Genomic DNA, 24,864 nt, shown 5'->3' with positions numbered 1-24,864 from the left:
TTTCGGGCAAATCGGGCCGCGCCACGCCATCGGCGCAGGGAGGCTTCCAAGGCGGCCGGCTGATACCCAAATCAAGCTGAAGGCGGCCGGTGCAGTCGGACGACGCGCCCGCGCGCAGCAATGGAGTGACGGCAGATGAGCTCGTCGGTCATTGATTTCATCGCAACGGAAGCACGCTTTGGGGCCCAAAATTACGCACCGATCGGGGTCGTCCTGTCGCGCGGCGAAGGTGTCTGGGTCTGGGATACCGAAGGCAACCGTTATCTCGATTGCCTCTCGGCCTATTCGGCGGTCAGCCAGGGCCACTGCCACCCCAAGATCCTGGCGGCGATGGTCGAACAGGCACACAGGCTGACGCTTACCTCGAGGGCTTTCCACAACGACCAGCTCGCCTTGTTCTACGAGGAGATCGCGGCGCTCACCGGCTCCCACAAGGTGCTGCCGATGAACAGCGGCGCGGAGGCGGTCGAAAGCGCCATCAAGTCGGTCCGCAAATGGGGCTACGAGGTGAAGGGTGTGCCGGACGGCCAGGCCGAGATTATCGTCTGCGCCAACAATTTCCACGGACGCACGCTGGGCATCGTCGGCTTTTCGACCGACCCCGAGACACATGGACACTTTGGGCCGTTCGCGCCGGGCTTCAGGATCATCCCGTTCGGCGACGCCGCGGCGCTGGAGCAGGCCATCACGCCAAACACGGTCGCCTTCCTGGTCGAGCCGATCCAGGGCGAAGCCGGTGTCGTCATTCCTCCAGCCGGCTATTTCACGAAAGTGCGGGAGCTCTGCACCGCCAACAACGTGATGCTGGTGCTCGACGAGATCCAGACCGGGCTCGGCCGCACCGGCAAGCTGCTCGCCGAACAGCACGAGGGGATAGAGGCGGACGTGACGCTGCTCGGCAAGGCCCTGTCCGGCGGCTTCTATCCGGTGTCGGCCGTGCTCTCGAACAACGACGTGCTCGGGACTTTAAGACCCGGGCAGCATGGTTCGACCTTCGGCGGCAACCCGCTTGCCTGCGCGGTGGCGCGCGCGGCGATGCGCGTGCTGGTCGAGGAAGGCATGATAGAGAACGCGGCGAGGCAAGGCGCGCGCTTTCTGGACGGCTTGAAAGACATCCGCGCCAATACCATCCGCGAGGTGCGCGGGCGCGGCTTGATGCTGGCGGTCGAGCTGCATCCCGAGGCTGGCCGCGCCCGCCGCTACTGCGAGGCGCTTCAGGGCAAGGGCATCCTCGCCAAGGATACCCATGAGCAAACGATCCGCATCGCTCCGCCGCTGGTGATCTCCAGCGACCAGGTCGACTGGGCGCTGGAGCGGCTCGCCACCACCCTGACGCAGGATTTCTCCTGAAGCTGCCTGGTGCGTGGAACCTATCGGGACGACGGACGTTTTGGTCCGCGAATGAGCAGCGCCGTGCCCGGCGCAGCAAGCGCCGAGGCCGGAGGCGTTGAGCTGCGCGGATCGGGAGAAATGCTCATGAGACTCACTCTTTCAGTCATCAAAGCTGACGTTGGCTCCGTTGGCGGGCATACGAAACCGTCTTCACGCATGATCGCGACTGTCGAGGGCGAGGTTGCCAAGGCGATCTGCAATGGCCTGCTGATCGACGGCTTCATCTGCCACACCGGCGACGACATTGCGATCATCATGACGCACACACGGGGCGAAGGAAGCTCCGAGGTCCATCAACTCGCCTGGAAGACGTTCCTCGCGGCCACCTCGGTCGCGAAAACCTCCGGGCTCTATGGCGCTGGCCAGGATCTTCTCGCCGACGCGCCTTCCGGGAACATTCGCGGCGCCGGCCCAGGCGTCGCCGAGCTCAGCTTCGACCACAGCCTCTCCGGCGTGCGGCCTGCGGAGTCCTTCATGGTGTTCGCGGCCGACAAATGCGGCCCCGGCGCCTACAACCTGCCGCTCTATCTCGCCTTTGCCGACCCCATGTACTGCGCCGGGCTGATGCTGCCTCCGATGATCAAGGGATTCCGTTTCCATGTCATCGACATGGACAACACAGCCGGCGACAGCCTGATCGAGCTCGACGCACCCGCCGACAGCTACCACATTGCCGCCCTGCTTCGCGACAACGAGCGCTTCGGCATCGATCGCATCATTTCTCGAACCCATGGCGAGGTCGTCGCGGCCGTTTCGGCACAGCGCCTCCACGCGATCGCAGGCAAGTACACCGGCAAGGATGATCCAGTCGCGATCGTCAGGAACCAGGGGATTTTTCCCGCTCCGGAGGAAATAGTCTCACCGTTCGCCAAGGCGCACTTCGTCGGCGGCGATGCACGCGGCTCGCATGTGATGCCGCTCATGCCGGTGCCACTCAACACGCCCGTTACCGGCATGTACTGCCTGCCGATCGTTTCTTGCGTCGGCTTTTCGATCGACAGGGAAGGCCGCTTTGCCGAGTCCTACACCGATTTCTTCGACAACCCGGCGTGGGATGAGGTCCGCCGGCGCGCCCAGCGCAAGGCCATCGAGATGCGCAGCCAAGGCTGGTCTGGCGCCGCCATGCTACCCTATTCCGAACTGGAATATGGCGGCTTCCGCGACACCGTGTCCGGACTGCTGAAGCGTTTTAGACTGCGCGAGGACCGCAAGCCGGAAGCGGCCGAGTAGCGACCGCCTCCAATCAGAAGCTGGAGCGACGTTCACCGTTCAATCGACAGATGCAGGCGCTCTGACGACATGCCGATCCGGGAGGTGGATATGGCCAAAAAACGCATCGGCATTCTCACGGGCGGCGGCGACGTCGCCGGCCTCAATGCAGTCATCAAGAGCGTGACTTATCGCGGCAGTGAGGACGACATCGAGGTTGTCGGCCTGCGCCGTGGTTGGGAGGCCCTCACGCACCTGAACCTCGACGACCCAAACAGCAGGTCCCACTACGTCATCCCGCTGAACCGTGAAAACACTCGAACCATCGACCGGCGCGGCGGCACCGTGCTGCACTCGAGCCGCGTCAATCCCTCCAAAATACAAAAGCTGCCCGATCATCTCGTCGGCAATGATGTTCCAGTCACGCTGAGCACCAATGGCGGCATCGCGGCAAAGACGTGGGACCTCACCAGCCGGGTGCTCGCTAACCTTTCGGGACTTGGCATCGAACACCTGATCGCCATCGGCGGCGACGACACGCTCAGTTATGCGGCCAAGCTCAACGAACTCGGCGTCAAGATCATCGCCATCCCGAAGACGATGGATAATGACGTCCGCAACACCGAGTACTGCGTCGGCTTCTCGACCGCGATCACCCGCGCCAGCGATGCCATCCAGCGGCAGCGCACCACCGTCGGCTCGCATGAGCGAATTGGCATTTTCCGCGTCTTTGGCCGCGATGCCGGATTTACGGCACTCTACACCGCGTATGCGACCTCGATACGATGCGTCATACCCGAGTATAAGGTCGACCTCGACAAGCTGATCCAGTTGCTCATCGCGGACAAGCGCGCCAATCCAAGCAACTACGCGCTGATCGTGCTCAGCGAGGGAGCTCAGTGGGAAGGCTACAAGCTGCGGGAATACGGCGAGCCTGACGCCTACGGTCACCGCAAGAAGGCCAACGTGGCGGAATCGCTTGCCGACGAGATCAAGCAGCGCACCGGCGAGGAGACGATCATCTCCGATCTCACCTACGATCTGCGATCGGGCGATCCGGACTTCATCGACAAGCTTGTGGCCCTGACTTTCGGCAACATGGCCTATGATGCCATGCTGGAAGGCAAGACCGGCCTCATGTCGGCGCTGGTCGAGGGCCGCTACGACCTCGTGCCCATCCCCGACGCCAAGCTCGGGCCGCGCAAATTGGACGTTGCGAGCAGCTACAACACGGAGCGCTACCGCCCCATCTACGCCAACAAGCAGGGGCTGCCGATCTTTCTCAACCGCGCGTCCTAGCGTGCCGGACCGGGCGCGCCGGAGCGGCTCGCCACCACCTGACGCAGAATCTTTGAGGCCGCCTGCGTCGGAAGATCGCAAGGCCGGCCGTGGCCAACAACGAACGATTCCGCCAGCTGCGCGTTGAAATTCGTGGGCGATTACGAGCTGGGAGCTACGATCATGCTTCCGCGTGGCGTTTGCCTGACGGCTGTTTTAGTTGGTGCCTCGATGCTGACGGCGAGCATTGGTGTGCTCGCCCAGGGACCCGGCCAGGGACATGGAAGAGGCGGGCCACCCGGCCCAGCCGCAGCGCCGGCGGCACGTCCGGCAGCACCACCGGCCATGGCCCGTCCGGCGGCGCCGCCACCGATGGCACGTCCCGCCGCGCCACCCGCCATGGCACGTCCGGCGGCGCCGCCACCCATGGCACGTCCCGCGCCGCACATTGCCTCACCGCCACCGCGCCCGACCCCACATTTCGCTGCACCGCCACCGCGGGCGGCCCCGCACGTGGCAGCGCCGCGGCCTGAATTCCATCGGGCGCCGGCAGCACCACAACGCCCGGCCATGGCACCCCGGCCGACGCCACACATCGCCGCCCCCTCGGCCGCCCCCTCGCGGCCCGGCGGACCGCCGGCCGCGAGCGAGCGGCTGTCGCGGCGGGATCAGATCGAACAGCGCGCACAACAGCGCCAGCAGCAAGTCCAGCAGCGCCAGGAGATGGTACAGCAGCGGCAGCGCGAGATGCTGTCGCGGCAGACCACGGAACGCCAGACCCGCATCGATCGCCTGCAGCAGCGCGTGCAGCAAGTCCAGGCGCAGAAACCGGAAGGCGCGCGGGCGTTGCGCGAGCAGCAACGGACGCTCCAGACGCAGAACCGCTTGCTCGCACGTGAGCAGCGCGCGCAGCAAAGCGACCTGGCGCGCCAGCAGCGGCTTGGTCTCCTGGCTCCGGCCGGGCGGACGGCAGCCGTTGCGGCCGCTGCCCAGGCCGCCCAGCGCGGGCGGTTTGCCGAGCGCTTCCGCGAGCAGGCCCCTGCGCAAGCCCAGGCGGCGCTCACCACCCGCCAGAGCGGCTGGGCTCCCCGGCAGGCCTGGCGTCACCGCCATCGCGCGGTGTTCGTGGCCTGGCTTGGGCCGGTGTTCTGGCCTTATGCCTATTCCGACATTTTCGACTACACGTTCTGGTCCTATGCCTACGAGCCCGGCTATTGGGCGTACGCGTATGACGACTTCGTCGACACCGTGTTCTGGGGTGGTGACGGCGCTTATTCCGCCTACGCCAGCATCAACCCGTATGACTACCCGCAAGCCGGCGGCGGCCGCGTTCGCCAGCGCGCCGGCGCGAGTCCGCAAACGCTGCAGCAATTGTGCGGCACACCGGACAAGGGCGTGACGGCCTGGCCGCTGGCTGACATCGCGCGGGCCGTACGGCCGACACCGGAGCAACGCGCCCTGCTCGACGAATTGAAGACCGCTGCGACCAACGCTGCCGGTGTGTTCAAGGATTCCTGTGCGGAGACCTATGCACTGACCCCGCCCGGCCGCCTGCGCGCGATGATGAACCGCGTCAGCGCGACGCTGGAGGCCGTCAAGATCGTGCGGCCGGCGCTGGAGAATTTTTACAACTCGCTCAGTGACGAGCAGCAGGCCAGCTTCAACGCGCTCGGTCCCAATGTCGGCGAGCGCTCGCCGCAGCAGCAAGCCAGTGCCCAAGCCAATGCCGACGGCTGTGGCGATCCGAAATCCGGCCTGACCCAGCTGCCGATCCAGAGGATCGACGCTGTGCTCCACCCCGCCGGCAAGCAGAAGGAGGCGCTCGACCGCCTCAGTGAAGCGACAGCCAAGGGCGTCGAAGGCCTGCAGGCGGCCTGCCCGAACGATGTGCCGCTGACGCCGGTGGGACGGCTGGAGGCGATGCAGCACCGGCTCGAGGCGATGCTGACGGCCGCCAAGCTGGTTGAGCCCGCGCTGGACGAGTTCTATGCCACGCTGAGCAGCGAGCAGAAGGCGCGCTTCAACACGCTGCAACAGGTCGCAGGACCGTGAGGACGTGGCGTTCTCTCGTTGCAATTTGCGCAGCGGTCGAACGAAACGGGGTGACTAAGACCTCCAGTTCGTGACGCGCCAGTAGCAAAATACGCGATTAGAACAGGAGGATGGCGCACCCTGCGCCCGGAACTTGATTTAGCGCAAGAAGCTGAGGCGAATTCGGGGCTAAGCTTTCAAAGCTTCTCAATCGGTCACTTTGTGGGTCACAGCAATGATCATTGAGCGCTTAAGCCAAGAGCACCGCAATATCGAGAAACTGCTCGCCATCCTTGAGCGGGAGCTTCAGGTTTTCGACCTGGGCGACCGCCCCGATTATGAGGTTATTGGCGCGGTCATTAGCTATTTCGAACTTTACCCCGAGGTCTACCACCATCCTCAGGAAGACCTGGTCTTCGCCAAGTTGAAAATTCGCGATCCCGGTGCGGCTGCGAAGATCGGTGATCTCGCTCGCGAACACCAGAAAGGGGCCGAACTTTTGCGCCGCGTCGCTCGTGAGATTGACAATGTTCTTGCGGGCCGCGAACTCCTTCGGCAAGACGTGCATGCCATCGTTCACGATTTCATCGAGCACGAGCGACGCCACATCACCATGGAAGATCGCGATTTCTTTCCCGCTGCCGTGAAGGCTCTCGAGCCTCAAGATTGGACGGAGATCGCTTCGGCTATGTCCAATCCTGAGGATCCGCTGTTTAGCGAGGCAGCCGAAGAGACGTTCGACGCGCTACGGGTACGCATCCTGCAGTTGGAACAAGAAGCCGAAGCCGAACGGCACTAATCAAGCTCATCCGCATTGTGCTGATCGGATTCAATGTCCGAAAGGTCAAAACGTCGCTCCAATCGCCGCTTGGTCACTTCCGGTGTACCAGACGGGCCGGCCCCGCAACCATGAGCGTAGGGTTGGAATACCAGGAGAAGTCAATGATGACTGACGATCAAGTCAATCTCGTCGTTCGGCACCTCTGCGCGCAATTGCATTTGGCGCTCCGATTGAAGGACAGCGAGGCCCATCCACCAAACGCCAAGGATATTGGATTCAATCCTGCCTCTGTAAGAACCATATTGCTGACTGGATTGCGTTCGGCGGGTGTCACGATCAACCACGAGGTAGTCGCGGCGGGCGAAGAGCCGCCGTGGTCCTAAACGCAGAATGCGAGACAGAAGTTCGCGCCAACGTCTGAGTTGGTCAAAAGCGCCACTGTTTTGGCCCCTACTCCTATCGCGCCCGCAATCGAGTTGGACGTTCTTCAACAGGATCAAGCAATGTCGTCGGGTGGCGACGCGTTATGACAAGCTTGCCGCCAATCATCTCGCCTTCGTCCAACTCGCTTCGATCAGACTATGGCTCGGCGCTAATGAGTCACGCCTTAGTCGTCCTGCTTCAAGGCTCGACGAGACCATGCATGTCTCTCCCGCGCACTCTCTGTAAGGGTGCAGCGGCACGCAACCCAAACGACAGCCTCGTTTCTGACGTCACACGGAAATCGTCGTCGGCCCAGCATCATTCGTGTTTGTGGTCGCGTTGCATTGCTGGAAGTGAGACGACAACGCAAGATCGGCCAGATGCTCCCAGTATTCTGCTTCCGCGAGCAGCTTCCACTTGTTCATGCTGTTGTACGCGGCCTGTTGGCGGCACAGTGAGCTCATCGCACGCAAGCGTCGCACCTTATCCACTGCGAACCTCCCTTTGCGCTTGCTTGCTTGCAAGCGCATTTGTGTTGTCACAGCTTCGCAGATCGAATTGGCGAGTGATAGCCCGGTGTTTGACGGTAAATCGATGATAGCGCAATCGTCTGACTTTTCACCGAACAGTCCAGCCCGAAAAAATTTGACCTCGAAACTAGTTTGGCCGGCACATTGAATTGCAGGATCGTCCCCGGCGCACCGCAATAAACGCGCCGGTGACTTCGGCGAAGCTCGCCAGCCTTGTCACGCCGATCACAGCAATGGCCCCGACGGTTGCACGTCGGGGCCATTCAAGATCAACAGGTATGGGTACATCCGCCGTGCCTGCTGATCGTTGATGCCGCTGATTACCGCATCCGATCTGGCACAGACTGTGGCGCGGCTGCGGCATCGGAATGATGATATTCTGCCTGAAAGCTGATGGCAGTCCACCTCATCATTGGTGGTACTCCCACCAGCTCGCTGCTTCGCCAGCGTCGTCGAGGGGCCATAGGGCCGCAGCCGTGGTAACGCTACACCACCGTCCTGTGACGCGCGATGCAGGTGCGCAGCACATCGTCCATCGGCTTGCCCCACCAGTCGTTGGAGAAGATCTCGATCTCCGAATAGCCGGCAAAGCCCTGCGCTTCGACCGCCTTGCGCGCCGATTTGATGTCGATGACGCCGTCGCCCATCATGCCGCGGTCGTTGAGAATGTCCTTCGTCGGCACCAGCCAGTCGCAGACATGGAACGCAAGCAGGCGATCCTTGCCGGCGCGCTCGATCTGGCCCATCAGCTCCGGGTCCCACCAGATGTGATAGACGTCGAGCGCGACGCCGAGCATGCCGCTGCGGCCGGGATCGAGCCGGTCGCAGATGTCGAGTGCCTGCTTTGTCGTGTTCACGCAGGCGCGGTCGGCGGCATAGGCCGGATGCAACGGCTCGATGGCCAGCGGCAGCTTTGCCTGCCTCGCGTAGTCGAGCATCTCGGCGAGCGCTTCCTCGACCTGCCCGCGCGCAGCCACGATGTCCTTCGACGCCTCGCTGCCGGGCCGCGAATATTGCGGCAGGCCACCGACAACGAGAACGATGCAAGGCGCGCCCAGCGCCTTGGCCTCATCGACGCAGCGCCGGTTGTCGTCACGCACCTCGCTCCGGCGCGAGGTATCAGAGGTGAACATGCCGCCGCGGCAATAGCCTGAGAGATCGAGACCGGCCTCGCGCACCGCGCGCGCGGCGCGATCGAGGCCGACGGCGGCGACCTGGTCGCGCCAGGGATCGATGGCGCGGATGCCGTGCCTTGCACAGGCGTCGATGATCTCGACGAGGTCACCCTGCTTGCGGACGGTCGCCGTGTTCAGCGACAGCCAGCGATGGTCGGACGAGAAATCGCGCATCAGGATTCGATACCGTGGGTGGCGAGCACGGTCTTCATCCGCTGCGTCGCGAGTTCGGGATTGGCGAGCAGGCCGGCCTTGTCGGCGAGGCGGAACAGCTCGGCCAGATGCAACGTGGAGCGCGTGCTCTCCTGACCGCCGACCATGGTGAAATGATCCTGGTGGCCGTTGAGATACGCCATGAACACCACGCCGGTTTTGTAGAAGCGCGTCGGCGCCTTGAAGATGTGGCGCGACAGCGGCACCGTCGGCCCCAGCACGTCGTGGAAGCCGGCTTCGTCGCCGGCAGCTAACCGCGACAGCGCATAGGACGCCGCCGGCGCGATCGCATCGAAGATGCCGAGCAGCGCGTGCGAAAAACCTTCTTCGTCGCCGGCGATCAGCTCCGCATAGTTGAAGTCGTCGCCGGTATACATCTTGATGCGCTTGTCGAGGCGACGGCGCATGTCGATCTCGCGCTGTTTGTCGAGCAGCGAGACTTTTACGCCGTCGACCTTGGCGGCGTTGCCGTTGATGATGGCGACAGCCGTGTCCATCGCCTTGTCGAGATCCTTGGTGCCCCAATAGCCCGTCAGCGCCGGATCGAACATGTCGCCCAGCCAGTGGATGATCACGGGCTGCGCTACCCCCGACAGCACGCGGTCATAGACTTTTGCGTAGTCATCGGCATTGCGGCCGAGCTTGGCGAGCGCGCGCGAGGCCATCAGGATGATGCGGCCGCCGACCTTCTCGACCGCCGAGACCTGCTCCTCATAGGCGCGGATCACGTCGTCGAGGTTCCTGGCATCCTCGACCGCGAGATGATCCGTGCCTGCGCCGGAGAACACCAGCGCGTTGCGCCGCTTTGCGGCGGCGACCGAACGCGTGATCAGCTCCAGCGAGGTCGGCCAGTCCAGCCCCATGCCGCGCTGCGCAGTGTCCATGGCTTCGGCAACGCCAAGGCCGAGGTCCCAGACGTGTTCGCGGAAGGCGATGGTCTTGTCCCAGTCGACGGCGACCGAAAGCCAGGGATCGTTGTCCGCGAAGGGATCGGCCACCGTATGCACGGCCGAGAAGGCGATGCGGTTCAGCGGGCCCTCGAGCTTTGCAGGAAACGTGCGCGAAGCCGCGAGCCGATAGGTCTCGATCGAGCGATCGGCCTTCGGCAGCTTGAGCGACAATGACGATATCGGCTGGACGGGCTTGTTCATTTTAGACCTCTCCCCGTCATTGCGAGGAGCGAAGCGACGAAGCGATCCAGAGTCTTTCCGCAGAGACAGCCTGGATTGCTTCGCTTCGCTCGCAATGACGAAATCGTAAGCATCGAATTCTCAGACCTTGATCGGGGCGACGTCGATCCAGCGGCGCTCCTTCCAGCTCTTCAGCGCGCATTCGGCGAGCTGCACGCCCTTGGCGCCTTCGAGCAGGGTGAACTTGTAGGGCGCATCCTCGTAGACGTGGCGGATGAACATCTCCCACTGCTCCTTGAAGCCGTTGTCGTAGGTGACGTTATCGGGCAGTTTCTGCCAGTCGCCGTAGAAATCATGCAGCCGCTTCTCGTCGGGATTCCACACCGGCCTCGGGGTCGCCTGCCGCGCCTGGATCATGCAGTCGGTGAGGCCCGCGACCGCCGAGCCGAGCGTGCCGTCGACCTGGAAGGTGACGAGATCGTCGCGATAGACGCGCGTCACCCAGGACATGTTGATGTGAGCGATGATGCCGCCTTCGAGCTGGAAGGTCGCGTAGGCGGAATCGTCCGCGGTCGCCTTGTACTTCTTGTTCTGCTCGTCAAAGCGTTCGGGAATGTCGGTGTTGCCGATGCAGACCACGCTCTGGACATTGCCGAACAGGTTGTCGAGCACGTAGCGCCAGTGGCAGACCATATCGAGGATGATGCCGCCGCCGTCCTCGTCGCGATAGTTCCAGGACGGCCGCTGCGCTTCCTGCCAGCCGCCTTCGAACACCCAATAGCCGAACTCACCGCGCACCGAGAGGATGCGGCCGAAGAAACCGGAGTCGCGCAGGAAGGCGATCTTCTTCAGGCCGGGCAGGAACAGCTTGTCCTGCACCGTGCCGTGCTTGACGCCCTTGGCATTGGCGAGCTTCACGACCTCGACGGCTTCCTCGAAATTCGTCGCGATCGGCTTCTCGCAATAGACGTGCTTGCCGGCATTGATGGCCTGGGTCAGCAGGCCCGGGCGGGCCTGCGTGGTCGCGGCGTCGAAGAACATGGTGTCGTTCTTGTCGGCGAGCGCGGCGTCGAGATCGGTGGTCCAGCGCGTGATGTTGTAGCGCTTGGCGAGCGCCTCGACCTTTTCGGCGCTGCGGCCGACCAGGATCGGATCAGGCATGATGCGGTCGCCATTCTTCAGGCGGACGCCGCCCTGGTCGCGGATCGCGACGATCGAGCGGATCAGATGCTGGTTGAGCCCCATGCGGCCGGTGACGCCGTTCATGATGAGGCCGAGGCGTTGGGTGGTCATGCCAGATACTCCTGAAGTGATGTTGGCTGTTCGAGCGGGCGGAGCGCCGACCAGTCCGGATGGACCGACGTCGCAAAGCCCACTGTGTTGAGCGATCCCGTCAGGAGATCGCCGTTGTGAATCCTGAGGCGGATGCCCTGCCCGGCATCAGCATAGAGATCGGGATGCGCGGCGGCGAAGGCCGCAGCTTCGGCGGCCGGCGTGTCGCCAAAACCGTCGACATAGTGGTGGCCGTTGCGCTCGGCATGCGTGACGCCAATGAAGGCGCCGAGCGCCAGATCCTGCTGCAGGGCGAGCCCGGGCTGACAAGTCAGGTCTTCGCCCGTGACGAAGCACTCCGCTCCGTCATCGTCCAGCTTGGCGATGCGGGTGAAGTTCACGATCGACTTATAGATGCCTTTGCAGGATTTCGAGGAGACGCCGCTGTAACCCAGCTTGTAGGCGGCCGGCCAGGCATCATAGGAATCGTCCGCCTCGTCGATGATCAAACCGCGCCGACGCAAGGCTTCGCCAAGCGGCGATTGACGCGTCACGTCGCGCGGCATGGGCTGCTCGATATAGAGCAGTTTGCGAAAGATCGGCGCCAGGGCGTTGTCGCGCTCCAGCCGGTTGGCCAGCGCAGCAAGCGCCGTCAGGTCCGCATATTGCTCATTGCCGTCAAGCGTGACCTTGTAGTCGTAAGGGAGCGTCGCCAGCTCCCGGCCGATACGGATCAGCCGGGTGGCATCCGCCTCGGGATCGCCGCCGAGCTTCAGCTTGAAATAGCGCGCACCGGCATTTTCCTTCGGATCGGCCAGGCCACCGTCTCCCTCGACCTTGTCGTCGAGGCCGACGGTGTGGCGAATCGCAACGCGTTCCGACCGATACTGATTGGCGAGACCGAGAAATCGCGTGATATCGCCATCATTCAAGTCAGGCGACAGCCGCGCATCGATGCCGGCGATGTTGCCGGCCATGCCGTCAAAGAAATTGGTCTCGGCGGCGCGGAGCAGCGCATCGAGGATCGCCTTGTCGATTTCCGCGGGACCATAAGCGGCGGCAAGCGGCGGAATGTTGTTTTTTGCGCAAGCCGCGACCTGGGCGCCGATGCATGAAGCGTGCAGACCGAACGCCGTCTGGAATCCGCTTTGCGCCAGATAAAGCCCGCGCGCAATCTGAAGCGACCGTCGCAAGCCGTCGACCGTCTGCGCCGGCGACAGCTCCGGCCGCTTGTCGAACCATTTCGGCACCAGCAGCTCGGCGCTGGCACCGACCGCAACGTCCCTGCCCTCGACCTCGATCTCGACCCGCACGAACAGCTGCGGCGTCGCGTTGATCGTGACAGCACCAAAGCGGAACGGCCGCGCGAAATGCACGGGACGTTCGAAGAAGGCGATGTCTCGCAGCTTCAGGCGCGGCGCCATGGTTCTAGTCCAGCGAACCTTGCGAGAAGAAATGCTTGCGGATGCGTTGCACCAGCTCGGTGAAGACAGGATCGGCCATCACGTCGAGCGAGCGCGGGCGCGGCAGCGGCACGTCGTAGATCGCGGCGACCGCGCCGGGCCGCTCGGTCATGACCAGCACGCGGTCGGCGAGGAACACGGCCTCGGGAATCGAGTGCGTGATCAGCAGCACTGTCTTCTTCGTCTCACGCTGGATCCGCATCAATTCGACGTTCATGCGCTCGCGCGTCAACGCATCGAGCGCGCCGAACGGCTCGTCCATCAGCATGATCCTGGGGTCATGCACCAGCGCGCGGCAGATCGAGGCCCGCTGCTGCATGCCGCCGGAAAGCTGCCAGGGCAGCTTCTTCTCGAAGCCTTCGAGGCCGACCAGTTTCAACAGCTGCTTGGCACGATCGAGATATTCCTGCCGCGGCAGCCGCTTCATGTCGATCGGCAGCATCACGTTGTTGAGGATGTTGCGCCAGGGCAAGAGCAGCGCGTTCTGGAACACGATGCCGACATTGCCGTGCGGCGTCGTCACCTTCTCGCCCTCGACCAGGATCTCGCCCGATGTCGGCGGCAACAGGCCCGAGATCAGCTTGAGCAGCGTGGACTTGCCGCAGCCGCTTGGGCCGACCACGACGAAGAACTCGCCGTCATTGATGTGGAAATCGAGCGGCCGCAGCGACGGCACGTCGCCGTCGCGCGTCCGGTAGGTTTTCGACACGCCTGACAGCTTGATGCCCGACGCATCGCCGGCCCGGTCGCTCACCAGTCTCAGATGCGCGGCCGGCTGCACGGTTTCGCTCACGACTTTCGCTGGTTTCACGAGCCACTCTTCGGCAGATAGTCGTTGGTGTAGAAGGCCTTCGGGTTCTCCTTGGCCTTGGCGTCGAGCCCGCCATATTCGACCAGCAGATTGACCGTCTCGGTCATGTTCTGGTCGGTGACCTGGAACGGCCGCTTGGCCTTGGTCTCCGCGGTCCGGTATAGCGGAATGGTCAGCTCAAAGCCCTGCGTCAGCGTGTCGATCTTGCCGCCCTTCGGGTTGGCATCGAGGATCGATTGCGCAGCCGCCTTCGGCTCCTTCTCGGCGGCCTCGACCGCCTTGGTCGTTGCCGACATGAAGCGGCGGACGAGGTCGGCATTGGCCTTCACGTAGTCGGCGTTGGCGATGATGCCCGAGGAGACCATGTTGATGCCGTAGTCGGCGAACTTGATCGGGTAGACGTCCTTGCCGGTGGCGTCCTTGATCTTCATCGACTGGTCCATGACGTAGCCGAGCAGCAGATCAGCCTGGCCATTGATGACGGCGTTGAGCTTGGTCTGGCCGTCGCCGGCCACGGTCTGGAAGTCGCTCTCCTTGAGGCCGGTCTTCTTCAGGAACAACGGCCAGATCTGGGTCATGGAATCGGCCGGCGTGATCGCCACCGTCTTGCCCTTGATGTCCTCGGGCTTCTTGATGTTCTTGTCGACGAAGCCCATCGCGGACATCGGGCTCGTTTGCAACAGCACACCGGTCGCGACCACCGGCGCGCCCTTGATGGCGGCGCGCATCATGGTGGGCACGTCGACATAGCCGAAATCGGCGGTCTTGGCGGCCACCGCCTGCGTGGTCGCAGCCGAGCCGCGGCCCTCCTGGATCTCGAGGTCGATGCCCTCGGCCGCGTAGATGCCCTTGGCCTTGCCGTAATAGAACGGCGCGTGCTCGCCATAGACGTACCAGTTCAGCATCAGCACGACCTTGTCGGCTGCCTGCGCCGGCATGGCCGCGAATACCATCAGCGCCGCTGAGACAGCCCCAATCAACCTCTTCATCGTCACTCTCCCTTGCCTTTGTTGCGTCGGCCTTTGTTGGCCGTTCGTTGCTTTGGTTATGCTGCGAAAATCACGTCCTCGCGCTGGCTGACATGCCAGGGAATGACCAGCTTCTCTATCCTGTCGACGATCCAGAACAGGATCACGCCGAGCAGTGCGAGGATCACCAGCGCGGCGAACATCGTCGGCAGGTCGAACGTGCCGATCGAGCGCTGCATCACGTAGCCGATGCCGGAATTGGACCCGACGAACTCGCCAACGACGGCGCCGACCACGGCGAGCGTCACGGAGACTTTCAGGCCCGAGAAGATCGCCGGCAGCGCATGCGGCAGGTTCACCGCGCGGAACACCTGCAGGCGGCTGCCCTGCATGGCGCGGGCGAGATCGACCATGTCGGGGTCGACCGACTTGAAGCCCTGCACGGCGGAGACGACCACCGGGAAGAAGCCGAGCAGGAAGGCGGAAATGACTTTGGGAATGATGCCGAAGCCGAACCACACCACGAACAGCGGCGCGATCGCGATCTTCGGCACGGATTGCGAGAACACCAGCAGCGGATAGACGTAGCTCTCCACCGTCTTCGAGCCCGCGATCAGCATCGCGACGGGGATGCCGAACAGCGCCGACAGCAGGAAGCCGCAGACGGTCGCGTAGGTTGTCGGCCAGGACTGGCGCAGCAGCTCCGGCCATTCGGTGCGCAGCACGGCGAGAACATCGCCCGGCGACGGGATCTGGTAGGCGGGAATCCTGAACAGCCGGATTGCGAGATCCCAGGCGACAACGATGAAGACGAGGAACAAGAACGGCCGAACCCAGGCCGCATTCAGCAATTTGGAGATCGCATTCTGTGGCTTCGGCTCGGCCAATTTTCACTCCCGGCAGTCTTCTTCGTTGTGGGGAGAAATTAACTCGTTGGATAAATACTGTCTAGGGGTTTCCCTGTGACGTTTTGCGCCGGGGGCTCGGGGATCGGGTCGGGAACACGGAGCGTAATGTCTCGTGTCCCGGACGCGACGCAGCGCGCAGCGGTGCGGCGCAGAGCCGGGACCCAGAGGCCGCATGCTCTGCAGTTGCATGGGCCCCGGCTCTGCAGCGCATCACTTACGTGCTGCGCTGCGTCCGGGGCACGAGACCGCTACACCGCCTGCACCACCGCGCTGCGCGACTTCGGCGCCTTGGCGATCTCGAACAGCTCCGCGGAACGTCCCGTCAGTGCGGCGAGCACGAGGCCCCCCATGTGCGCGAGACGCTCGTCCTTGGCCTTCTTGTCCAGCAGGTCGCGGCCGAAGATCACGCTGAGGGTCGCCGAGTTCGAGAGATAGAAGAAGCTGAGCGCCGCAATGGAGATGTAGAGCTGCACCGGATCGACCGCGACCTGGAAGTCGCCGGACTCGACGCCGCGCCGCACCACGGTGCGGATCATCTCGACGAAGGGCGAGTGCATCGACTTGACCTTGGTCGATTTCTTCAGGTGCTTTGCGCGCGCGAGGTTCTCGGTCTGGAGCAGCGACAGGAACTCGGGATTGCGCAGGAAGTAATTCCAGGTGAACTCGATCAGGCGCCGGATCGCCTCGGGCGGCTCGAGATGTTCGAGATCGAGCCCGCGTTCCTCGCTGCGGATCTTGTCATAGGCGCCTTCGAGCACCGCCAGATAGAGCTCGTCCTTGTTGCCGACGTGATAGTACAGCATGCGCTTGTTGGCGCCGGCCTTGGCCGCGATGCGGTCGACACGGGCGCCGGCGAGCCCGTGGGCGGAAAACTCCTGCTTGGCGGCTTCGAGAATGCGCAGCCGCATCCCCTCGGGATCGCGCTGCCATTTCAGAGTTCGCTTTGCCTTTGCCAAACCGGGTGCTCGCTGGGTGCTGTCGGTATGCCATGTACCACGCGGGTGGGCGTTTGAGAATGTCTCGTGCCCCGGACGCAGCGCAGCGCTACTTCAGCGGTGCGCTGCAGAGCCGGGGCCCATGTCTCCAAGCGAGAAGTCGCCGCCTTCTGGGTCCCGGCTCTGCGGAGCGTCACTGCGTGCCGCACCGCGTCCGGGACACGAGAGCTTCGTAGGGTGGGCAAAGGCGCGCTTGCGCCGTGCCCACGTCTTCCCATCAAATAGGCAAGACGTGGGCACGCTTCCGCCTTCGCTCTTCGAGCTACGGCGGACAAGTCGCTTTGCCCACCCTACGGGAGTCTTCGAGAGGAGAGAACGGCGTCCTCAATCCACCGGCTTGGGCGAACGCTCCAGCAGCACGGTCTGGATCCCGCAGGTGCCGTTCCGCACCGTCATGATCCGCGTGCCCGGTTTGCGGCCGTTGCGGACCTCGGTGACGTCGAGGCCGGCCGCGATCAGGCGGGCGCGGGTGGCGTCGATGTCGGGGACGCGCCAGCTCAGGCCCCAGAGGCGATCGTGCGCGGCATCGCCGCCCGCGACGGGCCGGCGTACCACCTCGACGATGAGGTCGCCGCAGCGGAAGAACATCAGCTGGCCCCAATCCTGGTGGGAGCGGTCGAGCGCGAGGCCGAGCCCGAGCCGTGCGCCGTAGAGCGCGGCGGCGCGCTCGGAATCCTCCGTGGTGATCACGACATGGTCGAGCCCGTCGATCGGCGCGACGTCGGTCGCAACCGATTTTGGGCGCTCCTCGGCGAGCTCGAGGAAGAACATGCGCACGCCGCGCGTCAGCTCCGTCGCGGCCCGGGTGCGCTTCCAGTGCAGGACGGCATCGGTCGCGGCATCGCTGCTTTCGACCTCGGCGACCGGATCGGGCCTCAAGGCCACCCGCTCCAGCCGCCGGTGCATCTTGGCCATGTCCGCGACACGAAAGCACAGGCTGGCGAGCACGCCCTCCTGGTCGTCGAGCAGCGCACGCATGCGGTCGGCGGTGACGCTGAAGCCGTTCGGCGCCATCAGCTCGATCGTCATGTTTTCGAGCGTGAACAGCACCCGGTCCGCACCGTCACCCGAGTTCTGCCAGGCCGGCGCACGGGCGAGCAGCGTCTGATACGCCGCCCTGGCCGCACCGATATCCCTGACCAGAACGACGATGTGATCGAGGCCGGTGATCATGTTCCCTCCTCCGCAACGGGCCGGAACCGAAACGCCCAAGATAAAGACCTTGGAGGTCGTTGGCTCCGCCCGGGCAGCTCGCCCAGCCACGGTCGTATTCCGCCCCCAGGCCGACCTCAAGCGTCTATCGCCATGACTTTGCGAATATTTTGGCTCCCGCGGAAGCGGTGCTAAGGTAAGCAGCCGGTCGGGACCACACAGCGCATCACGGACAACCAATGCAGGCTCTCTTTATCGGACAGACCTATATCGACGTCGTCTTCATCACCGACCACATGCCGACCGGCGACGAGAAGCACGTGGCGACCGACTACGCGGTTTCCTTCGGCGGCAATGCCGTGACGGCGGCGTTCTGCTGCGCCAAGCTCGGCATCGTGCCGGATCTGATCGCGACCGCCGCCAATGACTGGCTGGGGCGCATGTTCCAGGACATGTGCGCGAAATACGCGATCTCGCTGCATGCGCGGAAGGTGAACCAGTCCTCGCTGTCCTTCATCATGCCCAAGGACGGCAAGCGCGCCATCGTCCGCTGCCGCGACGATTCCCACATCCATCCCTTCCCGATCCTCAACCTCGGCAATTGCCGGGCGCTGCATATCGACGGCCATCAGCCCGATGCCGCGATCCACTACGCAAAAGTCTGCCGCGAGGCCGGCATCCTGACCTCGCTCGACGGCGGCGGCCTGCGCACCAACACGCATGAGCTGCTGGAATTCATCGACGTCGCCATCGTCGCCGAGCGGCTGTGCGAGCAGATGGACCTGACGCCGGAGAAGATGCTGGATTATTTGAAGAGCCGCGGCTGCAAGATCGGCGGCGTCACCATGGGTGAGAAGGGCTTGCTCTGGTACAACGAGACGGGCGCGGTGGAGATCATGCCGGCGATGCCGATCCCGCGCGAGCGCGTGATCGACACCAACGGCGCCGGCGACGTGTTCCACGGCGCCTACGTCTATTCCTACCTCGCCCATCCCGGCAAAAGCTGGCGCGAGCACTTCGATTTCGCGCGCGCCGCCTCGACCTACAAGATCCAGCGCCTCGGCAACGAGGCGGGCCTGCCGACACTCGTCGACATCGCCAAGGTCAGGCACGAGTTCGAGGTCAGGGTCTAGACTCACATGGGGCGCGTCTTCGTCGCCGGCAGCATCAACATGGACGTGGTGGCGACGGCCGATCGCCACCCACGCGTCGGCGAGACCGTCGCAGGGCGTCAGGTGCTGTATTTTCCGGGCGGCAAGGGAGCGAACCAGGCGGTCGCGGCATCGCGGTTAGGGGCGCGGACGACGCTGATCGGGCGGCTGGGCAAGGATGCGTTCGGCGCGGAGCTGAGGGCCTTCCTCGGCGCTCAGGGCATCGACCTCGGCTATATCAAGGAGACGGCGGAGGCCCACACCGGCACCGCCATCATCACGGTGGCGGACGCCGATAACACCATCGTCGTCATCCCCGGCAGCAATGCCCTGGTCGGCGCGGATGACGTCAGCGTCGTGCCGCTATTGAAAGGCGACGTCGCGGTCAGCCAGTTCGAGATCCCGCTGCCGACCATCGCCGCCTTCTTCCGGCGCGCGCGCGACGCGGGCGCCGTGACCGTGCTCAACCCGGCGCCGGCACAGAAGATGTCGAGCGAGCTGCTGGCGCTGGTCGATATTCTCGTGCTGAACGAGACCGAGCTCGGCTTCCTCGCCGGCGCGGAGCTGTCCGAGAGTGACGAGGCCGCGCGCATCATCGAGGTTGCGCGAAAACTTCAGGCGCGCGCGGACCAGATCATCTGCGTCACACTCGGCAAGCGCGGCGTGCTGGCGCTGGCGGGACGCGAGGAGATTGCGGTGCCCGGCCGCGCGGTGAAGGCGATCGACACGACCGGCGCCGGCGATTGCTTTGTGGGCGCGCTGGCGGCGCAGCTCGCCGAGGGCACGGCCTTGAGAGCCGCCCTCACCTTCGCCAACGCCGCAGCCTCGATCAGCGTGCAGCGCATGGGCGCCGGGCCGTCGATGCCGACGGCCGCGGAGGTTGCGGCGGCTTTATAGGGCGAGGCGCTTCCTTCGCCTCTCCCCGCCTGCGGCAGGGCTATCGCAGATGGCTTCTTGGTGACGGCCAGAGCAAGCGCCTCGTCCTTCGAGACGACCGCTTCGCGGTCTCCTCAGGATGAGGCTAGGCAGCATTGCCCCCGTTGAAATTGCTGCCGCGCACTCCGCCCTCATCCTGAGGGCCCGCCATCGGCGGGCGTCTCGAAGGATGCGCTGCGGGCGAGCTATCCGCCACGCATCTTCATATGCGATAGCCCTGCCGCAAGCGGGGCGAGGGAGAAGAACGTCACGCCAGCGCGCTCTTCAGGTCGAAGCTTTCGTCCGCGGCCTGCTCCGGCGTGATCGAGCGATCCATCGCCTGCAGCCGGCGGCCGAACATGTGATCGCCGGCGCGGTTGATGGACTCGATGCCGAGCAGCCTGTCGCCGTGATAGCAGAACGCGGAAAACGCCTTCTTCGCGGGATCGCCGCGCAGCACGACGCGGTCATAGCCGGTGGTGAGGCCGGCGATCTGGAGCTTGTCGTCGCCCTGGTCGCTCCAGAACCAGGGATGGCTGTCGTACGGTTTCTTGTCGCCGGTCAGCCGCGCGGCGAGGCAGCGGGCGTGGTCGGTGGCGTTCTGCACCGATTCCAGCCGCAGCGAGCTACCGAAGCGAGGACTTGCGAACAGCGCGCAGTCGCCGATCGCTGAGATATCGGGGTCAACCGTCGACAGATATTCGTCGACGATGATGCCGGCGGCGACGGGGAGCCCCGCTTCGGCCGCGAGCTCGATATTCGGCAGCACGCCGACGCCGACCACGACGAGGTCGGCGGGCAGATGCCGGCCGTCGCTCAAGGACACGCCGGTGACCTTGCCGCCCTCCGCTTCGATGGAGGTCGCCTGCACGCCCAGATGGATGCGGATGCCGGCCTCGCGATGGCGTTCCTGGAAATATTCCGAGACCTCGGCCGTTACCGCGCGCGCCATCACGCGCGGGGCGAGCTCGAGCACATCGACCTCGAGACCCTTGATCCGCGCGGTGGAGGCGAATTCGAGGCCGATGAAACCGGCACCGATGATCACCACCCGCTTTTTCGACGGCATGATCTGCCTGAGTGACTCGCTGTCGTCGAGGATGCGCAGATATTTCACATCGGGCAGATTGGCGTTGGGCAGATCGAGCAGCCGGTTGCGCGCGCCGGTGGCCAGCACGATGTGGCCGTAAGGCAACGTTTCGCCGGACGCGAGCAGCACCTTGTGCCCGGCGCGGTCGATCGACACCGCGCGGCCCGCGACCAGCTCGATCTTCTGGTCCTGGTAGAATTTTTCGGGGCGGAACATCAGGCTCTCCGGCCCGGCCGAGCCCTTGATGTAGCCCTTGGACAGCGGCGGCCGCTGGTAAGGCAGATGCGCCTCGTCATTGATCAGGCAGATGCGCTCGGAAAAGCCCGCCTGGCGCAGGGATGCCGCGACCTGGTAGCCGCCATGGCCGGCACCGACGATGATCACCGGGCCAGTCATCGGAGCAGCCCATTTCCGGAGACACGAGCGTGACCCATGTCGTCTCCTCTCTTGCTGATTTTGGTTTGCTGGCCTTTCGAGGAGCCGGCGCTCGTGTCCGTCCCTTGGCGAAGGCGGGGCCATTTGAGCCTATCGTTCCGCCCGGCGCAAGAGCGGCCGGGGATTGTCTCCCCTCGCCTTCTGCGATTTAGTCGCACGAACCACCTCATGCCGGGGATATTCCAGATGCCAGCACCCGTCTCAAAGCCCGACGATCCCGCCCTGCTGCGGATCGACGGCCCGATTGCAACCATCACGCTCAACCGCCCCACAGCGTTCAACTCGATCAACCTTCCGATCGCGCAGAAGCTCGAGCAGCTCGCGGCCTATGTCGAAGGCGACGACGCCATCCGGGTTCTGGTGATCGAGGGCGAAGGCCGCGCCTTCTCGGCGGGTGGCGATCTGCAGACGATTGGCGCCGCGGCCGAGGCCAACACGGTGACACCCGTCGTCGGCGAGCTGCTCAAGCACTATCACGCCTTCATCGAGATCATCAGGCGCATGCCGAAGATCTCATTGTCCAGCGTCCACGGCTCGGCCGCCGGTGCCGGCATGGGCCTCGCCTTCGTCACCGACCTCTGCATCGCCGCCGACGACGCCAAGTTCACGCCGGCCTATGCCAAGATCGGCGTGTCGCCGGATGGCGGCTCTACGGTCGGGATCGTCGGCACGGTCGGCTCGCGCCGTGCGCTGCAGATCTTTCTCGCCGAGGACAATTTTACCGCGCAGCAGGCCTATGAATGGGGCCTCGTCGCCAAGACCGTTCCTGCAACCGAGCTGAAGGCGGCCACGCGACAGCTCGCCGAGCGGCTGGCGCAGAACCCGCCGGCGGCCATCGCCGGCACTAAGTCGCTGGTCTATGCGGCCGCTACCACGCCCGTAAAACAGCAGCTCGATGCCGAGGAGCACAAGATCATCATGGCGATGAACACGGAGGCGTTCCGCACTGCCGTGAAGAAGTTCACGAGCAAGTCGAAGTGACGACGCCCGCGCGCACGTTCTACGGCCTTCGCCACGGGGCGACCGACTGGAATCGCGAGGGACGCTTCCAGGGTCGCACCGACAATCCGCTGAATGAGGACGGCCTGCGGCAGGCGCACGAAGCCGTGGAGATGCTGCGCGGGGCCGGCATCAGCCGGATCGTCGCAAGCCCGCTGGTCCGCGCGGCGCGAACGGCCGAGATCATCGCGGCCGCGATCGCGGTGCCGCTCGCAATCGACGACGGCATCATCGAGTTCGATTTCGGCAGCTTCGAGGGCCTTCCCGTCCGCGACCTCATGATCAAGCACGGCGTCAAATCGGCGACGGGCCTCGTCTCGATCCTGCCGGCCGACGGCGAAAACTGGGACGCCATGGCCAGACGCTCGCTGGCCTGTGTCTCGGCGTGGCTCGCGCGTCATCCTGACGACAACCTCCTGTTCGTCTGCCACGACGCCGTGATGCAGGGCATGGCGAACGTGCTGTGCGGCAGCTACTTCAAGAATAGCCACGGCATACCGTTCCGCTACGTGCACGAAAACGAGCGATGGCGCGTCGAACAAGTCGCTATTGCGGACAGATATAGCCCGTCCCCGCCGGCGACTTGAAGCAGCCGACCGATTCCGGGAGCACGTGCCGCGGCAGCCACAGCACCACGCTCGGGAAATAGATCGCAAACGCGATCGTCGCCAGGAACACCACATAGATCGGCAAGGCCGCGCGCAGCGCCTTGGCAAAGCTGATGCCGACGAATTTCGAGGCCATCAGCAAGACGAGCCCATAGGGCGGCGTGATCAGGCCGAAGGCGAGCGTTGCGATCAGCACCACGCCCATGTGCACGGCGTTGATGTCACCGGCCTCCGTCAGCGCGTTGACCAGCGGCATGAAGATGATGATGGTCGGGACCGGCTCGATGAAGTCGCCGACCACGGTGAACAACAGCACCATCAGCAGCATGATCAGATGCGGATCGTTGCCGGCGATGGAGGTGATCCACTCGGCGATATAGGTCGCGCCGCGCAAGTACGCGAGCATCCAGCCGAACGCATTGGCGGCGCCGATCGTGATCAGCGGCAGCGAGAAGATCAGGCCGGCGAGGCAGAAATCGTACGGGATCTTCCTGAAGTGACCGCGGTTGAGCGCGGGGATCACGACCAGGATGATCCAGACCACGGCGACGACGCCGGCTTCCGTCGGCGTGAACCAGCCGGTGAGGATGCCGCCCAGCAGGATCACCGGGATCATCAGCGGCAGGGCCGCATCGCCCGCCGCGAACACCACCTGCCGGAGCGGCGCGCGCGGCTTGCGCAGGCCGGACGGGCCGAAGAAATAGCAATAGATCATCAGGCCGAAGCCAATCATCAGGCCGGGCACGACACCCGCCATGAACAGACCGGCGATCGAGACGTTGCCGACGGCACCGTAGACCACCGCCGTGATGCTCGGCGGCACCAGCGCCGCGATGGTCGAGGCGGAGGCGATGATGGCGGCGATGAAGGCGGGCTCGTAGCCCTCGCGCTTCATCGGGCCGCCCAGCGCGCGGCTCATCACCGCGACGTCGGCGGTGGTCGAGCCCGACATCTCCGAGAAGAACATGCTGAAGACGACCACGACCTGCGACAGCCCGCCCCTGATGTGCCCGACCAGCGACACCGACAGGTTCGCGATCCGCACCACCACATTGGCCGAGCTCATGAGCTCGCCGACCAAGAGGAAGAACGGGATCGCCAGCAGCGCCTCGGAATCGACGCCGTCGAAGATCTTCTGGATGATCGCGGCGAGCGAGACATCGGACAGGATCGCGCCGATGAAGACGCCGGCCATCAGCGAGAACGGCACGGGCACGCCGAGATAGCCGAACGACAGGAAGCAGATCGACATCAATGCCAGGACGACGGGTGCGCTCACGGCTGCGCCCTCATCTGTGCCTCGGAGAGACCCGGCGCAGCATCTTCCTCGGGCGGCTCGGGGTGGTCAAAGCCGTTGCGCAGGCCGTTGACGAGCTGCTCGATGGTAAACAGCCCGATCAGCACGCCCGAGAGCGGGATGATCGCATAAAGCGAGGCGATCGGCGTGCCCGACGGCAGACGGAAGCTGCCGAAGCCACGCAGATAGTTCTGGTAGCCGTACCAGATCAGGCAGAAGGCGACGCCGAGCACGACGAGGCGGATGATGACCTCGACGATCAGCCGCGGCCTTCCGTGCATCGCCTCGGAGATCGCGGTGAGATAGAGGTGGTCGTTGCGCCGGGTCGCCGCCGCCGTGCCGATGAAGATCGCGTAGATGAAGAGCGTCGAGGTGACTTCCTGCAGCCATAGCCAGGGATGGCCGATGGTGCGGGTGACGATGTCGGCGGTGACCGACAGCGAGAAGCCGAAGCACAGCACGCCGCAGAGGATCATCAGCGCAAGCTCGAGCCAATCGAGCGCGCGCCATTTCAGGTGGCGTTGCCGTTGAACCAACAGTTTGTCGGAAATCGACATTCAATTCCCCCGTCGTCCCAAAGCTATCGGACGCGACAGCTGGGAAGCTGCCGATCGTGCTCGGCCTGCATGGTTCGAGAC

The 24,864-nt window shown here is 64.4% G+C and carries 23 protein-coding genes and 1 pseudogene; 11 read left to right on the top strand and 13 right to left on the bottom strand.

Going from position 1 to position 24,864, the window contains the following annotated elements; genetic code table 11:
• Positions 1-135 precede the first annotated feature (135 nt).
• The 7 genes and pseudogenes from rocD to XH79_RS30805 all read left to right on the top strand — a co-directional run.
• Positions 136-1,350 (top strand): ornithine--oxo-acid transaminase, encoded by a 1,215-nt coding sequence (gene rocD, locus XH79_RS30835; RefSeq protein ID WP_271584075.1) that lies wholly within the window; start codon positions 136-138, stop codon positions 1,348-1,350.
• A 120-nt stretch (positions 1,351-1,470) separates the two neighbouring features.
• Positions 1,471-2,622, top strand: a complete 1,152-nt coding sequence (locus XH79_RS30830; protein ID WP_333938909.1) for a fructose-1,6-bisphosphatase — start codon at positions 1,471-1,473, stop codon at positions 2,620-2,622.
• A 90-nt stretch (positions 2,623-2,712) separates the two neighbouring features.
• A complete protein-coding gene (locus tag XH79_RS30825) occupies positions 2,713-3,900 on the top strand; it encodes a 6-phosphofructokinase (protein WP_271584074.1) in 1,188 nt (395 codons plus the stop codon).
• 549 nt (positions 3,901-4,449) lie between these two features.
• Positions 4,450-5,931: a Spy/CpxP family protein refolding chaperone gene (locus XH79_RS30820; protein WP_271584073.1), complete on the top strand. Its 1,482-nt coding sequence runs from the start codon at positions 4,450-4,452 to the stop codon at positions 5,929-5,931.
• Between the two features lie 214 nt (positions 5,932-6,145).
• On the top strand, positions 6,146-6,709 hold the full coding sequence (locus tag XH79_RS30815; protein ID WP_271584072.1) for a hemerythrin domain-containing protein: 564 nt from the start codon (positions 6,146-6,148) through the stop codon (positions 6,707-6,709).
• A gap of 143 nt (positions 6,710-6,852) precedes the next feature.
• The gene (locus XH79_RS30810; protein WP_271584071.1) at positions 6,853-7,074 is read left to right on the top strand and encodes a hypothetical protein; all 222 of its coding nucleotides are present in this window, start codon (positions 6,853-6,855) and stop codon (positions 7,072-7,074) included.
• A 74-nt stretch (positions 7,075-7,148) separates the two neighbouring features.
• Positions 7,149-7,360, top strand: a pseudogene (locus tag XH79_RS30805) (hypothetical protein); the annotation flags it as partial.
• A gap of 44 nt (positions 7,361-7,404) precedes the next feature.
• Here XH79_RS30805 and XH79_RS30800 read toward each other — a convergent pair.
• The 10 genes from XH79_RS30800 to XH79_RS30755 all read right to left on the bottom strand — a co-directional run bounded on the left by XH79_RS30800 (position 7,405) and on the right by XH79_RS30755 (position 17,752).
• Positions 7,405-7,605, bottom strand: coding sequence for a hypothetical protein (locus XH79_RS30800; protein WP_212343558.1), 201 nt, complete (start codon positions 7,603-7,605; stop codon positions 7,405-7,407).
• 524 nt (positions 7,606-8,129) lie between these two features.
• Positions 8,130-8,993, bottom strand: coding sequence for a sugar phosphate isomerase/epimerase family protein (locus tag XH79_RS30795; RefSeq protein WP_271584070.1), 864 nt, complete (start codon positions 8,991-8,993; stop codon positions 8,130-8,132).
• Positions 8,993-10,183 (bottom strand): dihydrodipicolinate synthase family protein, encoded by a 1,191-nt coding sequence (locus XH79_RS30790; RefSeq protein ID WP_271584069.1) that lies wholly within the window; start codon positions 10,181-10,183, stop codon positions 8,993-8,995. The genes XH79_RS30795 and XH79_RS30790 overlap by 1 nt, the downstream gene beginning before the upstream one ends.
• 120 nt (positions 10,184-10,303) lie before the next feature.
• On the bottom strand, positions 10,304-11,455 hold the full coding sequence (locus XH79_RS30785; protein WP_212343555.1) for a Gfo/Idh/MocA family protein: 1,152 nt from the start codon (positions 11,453-11,455) through the stop codon (positions 10,304-10,306).
• Positions 11,452-12,858 carry a hypothetical protein gene (locus XH79_RS30780; protein ID WP_271584068.1) on the bottom strand — a complete coding sequence of 469 codons (1,407 nt, stop codon included), beginning with the start codon at positions 12,856-12,858 and terminating at the stop codon, positions 11,452-11,454. Before XH79_RS30780 ends, XH79_RS30785 begins: the two co-directional genes overlap by 4 nt.
• Before the next feature lie 4 nt (positions 12,859-12,862).
• Positions 12,863-13,708, bottom strand: a complete 846-nt coding sequence (locus tag XH79_RS30775; RefSeq protein ID WP_271584067.1) for an ABC transporter ATP-binding protein — start codon at positions 13,706-13,708, stop codon at positions 12,863-12,865.
• Complete coding sequence (locus tag XH79_RS30770; RefSeq protein WP_271584066.1) at positions 13,705-14,697, bottom strand: ABC transporter substrate-binding protein; 993 nt, start codon at positions 14,695-14,697, stop codon at positions 13,705-13,707. The genes XH79_RS30775 and XH79_RS30770 overlap by 4 nt, the downstream gene beginning before the upstream one ends.
• 56 nt (positions 14,698-14,753) lie before the next feature.
• Entirely contained in the window at positions 14,754-15,563 is an 810-nt protein-coding gene (locus XH79_RS30765) for an ABC transporter permease (protein WP_271584065.1), read from the bottom strand.
• Positions 15,564-15,832: 269 nt separating this feature from the next.
• A complete protein-coding gene (locus tag XH79_RS30760; RefSeq protein ID WP_271584064.1) occupies positions 15,833-16,540 on the bottom strand; it encodes a TetR/AcrR family transcriptional regulator in 708 nt (235 codons plus the stop codon).
• A 363-nt stretch (positions 16,541-16,903) separates the two neighbouring features.
• The gene (locus XH79_RS30755) at positions 16,904-17,752 is read right to left on the bottom strand and encodes a VOC family protein (RefSeq protein ID WP_271584063.1); all 849 of its coding nucleotides are present in this window, start codon (positions 17,750-17,752) and stop codon (positions 16,904-16,906) included.
• A 218-nt stretch (positions 17,753-17,970) separates the two neighbouring features.
• On the opposite strand from XH79_RS30755, the gene XH79_RS30750 reads away from it, so the two are divergent.
• Together XH79_RS30750 and rbsK are read left to right on the top strand one after the other, a co-directional pair.
• Positions 17,971-18,864, top strand: a complete 894-nt coding sequence (locus XH79_RS30750; RefSeq protein ID WP_211414976.1) for a sugar kinase — start codon at positions 17,971-17,973, stop codon at positions 18,862-18,864.
• Between the two features lie 6 nt (positions 18,865-18,870).
• Entirely contained in the window at positions 18,871-19,779 is a 909-nt protein-coding gene (rbsK, locus tag XH79_RS30745; protein WP_271584062.1) for a ribokinase, read from the top strand.
• A gap of 286 nt (positions 19,780-20,065) precedes the next feature.
• Here the strand turns inward: rbsK and XH79_RS30740 are convergent, their stop codons facing one another.
• Positions 20,066-21,283, bottom strand: a complete 1,218-nt coding sequence (locus XH79_RS30740) for an NAD(P)/FAD-dependent oxidoreductase (protein ID WP_271584061.1) — start codon at positions 21,281-21,283, stop codon at positions 20,066-20,068.
• A gap of 225 nt (positions 21,284-21,508) precedes the next feature.
• On the opposite strand from XH79_RS30740, the gene XH79_RS30735 reads away from it, so the two are divergent.
• A complete protein-coding gene (locus XH79_RS30735) occupies positions 21,509-22,303 on the top strand; it encodes an enoyl-CoA hydratase/isomerase family protein (RefSeq protein WP_271584060.1) in 795 nt (264 codons plus the stop codon).
• The gene (locus tag XH79_RS30730; RefSeq protein ID WP_271584059.1) at positions 22,300-22,908 is read left to right on the top strand and encodes a histidine phosphatase family protein; all 609 of its coding nucleotides are present in this window, start codon (positions 22,300-22,302) and stop codon (positions 22,906-22,908) included. Before XH79_RS30735 ends, XH79_RS30730 begins: the two co-directional genes overlap by 4 nt.
• Here XH79_RS30730 and XH79_RS30725 read toward each other — a convergent pair.
• The gene (locus XH79_RS30725; RefSeq protein ID WP_212343543.1) at positions 22,868-24,208 is read right to left on the bottom strand and encodes a TRAP transporter large permease; all 1,341 of its coding nucleotides are present in this window, start codon (positions 24,206-24,208) and stop codon (positions 22,868-22,870) included. The two genes, XH79_RS30730 and XH79_RS30725, sit on opposite strands and share 41 nt — an antisense overlap.
• Positions 24,205-24,783, bottom strand: a complete 579-nt coding sequence (locus XH79_RS30720; protein ID WP_271584058.1) for a TRAP transporter small permease — start codon at positions 24,781-24,783, stop codon at positions 24,205-24,207. Before XH79_RS30720 ends, XH79_RS30725 begins: the two co-directional genes overlap by 4 nt.
• Positions 24,784-24,864: the final 81 nt, after the last annotated feature.

It is taken from the genome of Bradyrhizobium sp. CCBAU 45389, assembly GCF_028128625.1.
In the GTDB taxonomy this organism is placed as follows: domain Bacteria; phylum Pseudomonadota; class Alphaproteobacteria; order Rhizobiales; family Xanthobacteraceae; genus Bradyrhizobium; species Bradyrhizobium liaoningense_B.
The sequence above is the reverse complement of the archived record's forward strand: the minus strand, read 5'-3'. Positions and strand labels throughout refer to the sequence as shown.

Excerpts from the sequence above, each read along its gene's own strand:
- rocD (WP_271584075.1), top strand. The coding sequence starts at position 136 with ATGAGCTCGTCGGTCATTGATTTCATCGCAACGGAAGCACGCTTTGGG.
- XH79_RS30780 (WP_271584068.1), bottom strand. The coding sequence starts at position 12,858 with ATGGCGCCGCGCCTGAAGCTGCGAGACATCGCCTTCTTCGAACGTCCC.
- rbsK (WP_271584062.1), top strand. The coding sequence starts at position 18,871 with ATGGGGCGCGTCTTCGTCGCCGGCAGCATCAACATGGACGTGGTGGCG.
- XH79_RS30810 (WP_271584071.1), top strand. The coding sequence starts at position 6,853 with ATGATGACTGACGATCAAGTCAATCTCGTCGTTCGGCACCTCTGCGCG.
- XH79_RS30770 (WP_271584066.1), bottom strand. The coding sequence starts at position 14,697 with ATGAAGAGGTTGATTGGGGCTGTCTCAGCGGCGCTGATGGTATTCGCG.
- XH79_RS30750 (WP_211414976.1), top strand. The coding sequence starts at position 17,971 with ATGCAGGCTCTCTTTATCGGACAGACCTATATCGACGTCGTCTTCATC.
- XH79_RS30755 (WP_271584063.1), bottom strand. The coding sequence starts at position 17,752 with ATGATCACCGGCCTCGATCACATCGTCGTTCTGGTCAGGGATATCGGT.
- XH79_RS30720 (WP_271584058.1), bottom strand. The coding sequence starts at position 24,783 with ATGTCGATTTCCGACAAACTGTTGGTTCAACGGCAACGCCACCTGAAA.
- XH79_RS30820 (WP_271584073.1), top strand. The coding sequence starts at position 4,450 with ATGGCACCCCGGCCGACGCCACACATCGCCGCCCCCTCGGCCGCCCCC.
- XH79_RS30735 (WP_271584060.1), top strand. The coding sequence starts at position 21,509 with ATGCCAGCACCCGTCTCAAAGCCCGACGATCCCGCCCTGCTGCGGATC.
- XH79_RS30825 (WP_271584074.1), top strand. The coding sequence starts at position 2,713 with ATGGCCAAAAAACGCATCGGCATTCTCACGGGCGGCGGCGACGTCGCC.
- XH79_RS30830 (WP_333938909.1), top strand. The coding sequence starts at position 1,471 with ATGCTCATGAGACTCACTCTTTCAGTCATCAAAGCTGACGTTGGCTCC.
- XH79_RS30795 (WP_271584070.1), bottom strand. The coding sequence starts at position 8,993 with ATGCGCGATTTCTCGTCCGACCATCGCTGGCTGTCGCTGAACACGGCG.
- XH79_RS30790 (WP_271584069.1), bottom strand. The coding sequence starts at position 10,183 with ATGAACAAGCCCGTCCAGCCGATATCGTCATTGTCGCTCAAGCTGCCG.
- XH79_RS30740 (WP_271584061.1), bottom strand. The coding sequence starts at position 21,283 with ATGACTGGCCCGGTGATCATCGTCGGTGCCGGCCATGGCGGCTACCAG.
- XH79_RS30815 (WP_271584072.1), top strand. The coding sequence starts at position 6,146 with ATGATCATTGAGCGCTTAAGCCAAGAGCACCGCAATATCGAGAAACTG.
- XH79_RS30785 (WP_212343555.1), bottom strand. The coding sequence starts at position 11,455 with ATGACCACCCAACGCCTCGGCCTCATCATGAACGGCGTCACCGGCCGC.